The organism is Collinsella aerofaciens, from assembly GCF_039752985.1.
GTDB lineage: Bacteria > Actinomycetota > Coriobacteriia > Coriobacteriales > Coriobacteriaceae > Collinsella > Collinsella aerofaciens_BT.
Map to the genome: position 1 here is coordinate 1 of NZ_JBDMHA010000112.1, position 3,013 is coordinate 3,013.

Annotated in this window: 3 protein-coding genes; 2 read left to right on the top strand and 1 reads right to left on the bottom strand. The window is 59.6% G+C overall.

The annotated features are described in order from the left end of the window. Positions 1 to 206 precede the first annotated feature (206 nt). Positions 207 to 1,454, bottom strand: a complete 1,248-nt coding sequence (gene pepT, locus ABHR76_RS09780) for a peptidase T (RefSeq protein WP_346977601.1) — start codon at positions 1,452 to 1,454, stop codon at positions 207 to 209. 120 nt (positions 1,455 to 1,574) lie between these two features. Here pepT and ABHR76_RS09785 point away from each other — a divergent pair, with 120 nt between their 5' ends. Then, a complete protein-coding gene (locus ABHR76_RS09785; protein WP_215675094.1) occupies positions 1,575 to 1,997 on the top strand; it encodes a metal-dependent transcriptional regulator in 423 nt (140 codons plus the stop codon). Positions 1,998 to 2,007: 10 nt separating this feature from the next. Continuing rightward, positions 2,008 to 2,901, top strand: coding sequence for a homocysteine S-methyltransferase family protein (locus ABHR76_RS09790; RefSeq protein WP_346977603.1), 894 nt, complete (start codon positions 2,008 to 2,010; stop codon positions 2,899 to 2,901). The last annotated feature ends 112 nt before the right edge of the window (positions 2,902 to 3,013 follow it).

A 3,013-nucleotide genomic window follows, 5' to 3' on the forward strand; every position in this document is an offset into this window, starting at 1 on the left:
CCATTGTCGGCCTAATCCGCGGTCTTTCATGCAGCAGGGGCTCTCAATGTTTTTATGTCCTGCTCATATCGTCTGTGCCGGCAGTTTGGGACACTCCTTGCGTTAAGAGGCTGGCGTGCGTCAACCTATTCTCGTTGCAGTAAAAAAATCGCCCCGTTCTTGGTTGAGGACGGGGCAATTCGTCTTTTGGACTTGTGCAGCCAGGCCTATGCAAAGCGGGCGACGAGCTCCTGGAGCACGTCGGTCATCTTGACGAGCGAACTGACCGGGACGAACTCGTTGACGCCGTGGTAGCAATAGCCGCCGGTGGAAAGGTTGGGGCAGGGCAGACCGCGGAACGACAGCTGCGCGCCGTCGGTGCCGCCGCGAATCGGCAGCACTTGGGGCTCAACACCGCAGGCAAGGTAGGCTTCCTTGGCAACATCAATAAGCTCGGGATAGTCACGAACGATCTCGGCCATATTTCGATACTGCTGCTTAATCTCGACCGTCACACGCTCCTCACCCAGACGCTGGTTGAGCATCGAGGCGGCGGCATCAATAAGGTCGAGTTTCTGCTGGAACTTGGCGGCGTCATGGTCGCGGACGATATAGCGCGCTGTGGCGTGATCGACGGTTGCAGATACACCCTCAAGGTGATAAAAGCCCTCGTAGCCTTCCGTATACTCCGGGCGCTGCGCGTAGGGGAGCAACGCGTTGAAGTCGCAGAACAGATTGCCTGCGTTGACCATACGGCCCTTGGCGTCGCCCGGGTGGATGGACTGGCCCTCAAAGCGGACGGTCGCCTCGGCGGCGTTAAAGCACTCCCACTCCAGCTCGCCGATGGGGCCGCCGTCGACCGTGTAGGCGTACTTGCAGCCAAAGGCATCGATATCCAACAGCTCGGCTCCGTGGCCGATCTCCTCGTCAGGGCAGAAGCAAATGCCGAGTGTGGGATGGGGCAGAGAAGGGTCCTGAGCGATACGCGCGACAAGCGACATGATCTCGGCGACGCCTGCCTTGTCGTCCGCGCCCAGCAGCGTGGTGCCATCGCTGCAGACCAGGTCCTCACCCGCGAGGTCAGTCAGGGCGGGAAGCTTGGCGGTACCCATGGCAACGGGCTTACCGTCAACCGTGCCGCAGACCAGGTCGCCGCCTTCGTAGTGTACGATATGCGGCTTCACGCCGGCGCCCGGTGCAACTTCGGTGGTGTCGAGATGAGCGATCAGGCCCAGGGCGGGCTTGTCCTCAGCGCCCGCACTTGCGGGGATATGCGCGCAGACATAGGCGTGCTCGGTCACGTAGGCATCTTCCGCACCAAGCTCGCGCAGCTCTTCAGCCAGCACGTTGGCAAGGTCAAACTGAACGGCGCTCGAGGGTACCTGGTCGCAGTTTGCATCCTCGGACTGTGTGTTGATCTGGACGTAGCGCAAAAAGCGCTCGAGGACATCGGGGCTCGTGGTGGTGTTTTCCATAAAGACCGCTCCAATCTTGGTCGTCGTGTGCAACAAGAACTCTAGCACGGTATGCCACGGCATACCACGACGCTTGGATGGGGTAGAATCAGCCATTGAATGCAGAAGGGACGGAAGATCATGGATACGACAATTAGCTCGCGCGAACTACATCTGACGGTGGCGAACGAAGACTACTTGGAGTGCATGGTTCGCATTGAAAGCGAAGAGGGGGAAACCAACGGCGTGCGATCGGTCGACATCGCGCAGCGCCTTGGCGTCTCCAAGGCATCGGTCAATAAAGCGGTTTCGGCGCTCAAGGCATCCGAGCTTGTCGAGCAATCGCACTACGGCAAGGTAATCCTGACCGATCGCGGCCGCGAGGTTGGCACGGCTATCTGGTACCGTCATCGCCTCATCCGTACGTTTTTGGTTCAGGAGCTCGGTGTCGAATTTGAGCGAGCCGATTCCGAGGCCTGCATGATGGAGCATGCGCTATCCGAGGACACGATGAGCCGCTGGCTCGCCTATCTCGAAAAGCAGGGAATCAGCGTCGAGGAATAGCGGGATATATATGGATACGAGTTATTACAACCGCTTTGGTGCCGAGGAGCTTGCGCGCCGCTTGTCGAGCGAGACCTTGTTGGCGCAGGGCCCCATGGGCAGTGTTTTGTTGAGTGAGTACGATGCCGCCGACATTCCACCGGCGTTTTGGAATCTGGCAGAGCCGCAGACCGTTTCTCGTATCCATCGCTTGTATGTCGCCGCCGGCGCGCAGGTGCTCATTACCAACACCTTTCAGGCATCGAGCTATGCCCTCAAGCACGACCAGATTGCGCCGTCCGTGGCGGAGGTCAATCGCGGGGCCGTCGACGATGCCCGCCAGGCGCATCCTCAGCTGCTGCTGGGCTCGATGGGCCCGATCGGTATTGAGTGGTTTGCTGAGGACTCTGCCGAGTATCGTGAAATCCGAGGCGTTGCGCGCGAACAGGCGCACGCCTTGCTCAATGCTGGTGTTGACGGTCTGCTGATCGAGACGGTGACGTCTATCCGTAATCTGCAGCCCATGCTTGCCGGCGCTCGAGATGCCGCCGACGGCATGCCTGTTCTGGTGAGTTTTGTCGTTGACGATAAAGGCGACCTGTTGGGCGATGGCCTCAACATCGAGGCAGCCGTTTTGTACGCCGAAAAACACGGCGCAAACTCGGTTGGTGTTAATTGCTGTTCGCTTGCGGCCGCGAACGCGGCGGTGCCCAGGATGGTTGCATCGGCGACTACTCCCGTCACGGTGCGTCCCAACGTAGGCGATCCGGTCCAGACTCAGGATGGCCCCGTATGGCACGAGAACCCCGAAGCTTTCGCGCGCGCATGCATCGAATGGAGACATGCCGGTGCCGCAATGGTGGGCAGTTGCTGTGGAACCACGGCAATCACTACGGCAGCGATGGCCGAGGCGCTCGATATATAAAGGGCAAAACCGCTCCATACGGGGCGGTTTTTTTATTCAAGACTTTAGTCCGCTGGCCGCGCAGCGGCCAGCTTTAAACCACCCGCTACGCGGGTGGAGACAAACGGCTTTA

Bases quoted from the DNA above. Each gene is read 5' to 3' on its own strand.
- pepT (WP_346977601.1), bottom strand. From the start codon at position 1,454: ATGGAAAACACCACCACGAGCCCCGATGTCCTCGAGCGCTTTTTGCGC.
- ABHR76_RS09785 (WP_215675094.1), top strand. From the start codon at position 1,575: ATGGATACGACAATTAGCTCGCGCGAACTACATCTGACGGTGGCGAAC.
- ABHR76_RS09790 (WP_346977603.1), top strand. From the start codon at position 2,008: ATGGATACGAGTTATTACAACCGCTTTGGTGCCGAGGAGCTTGCGCGC.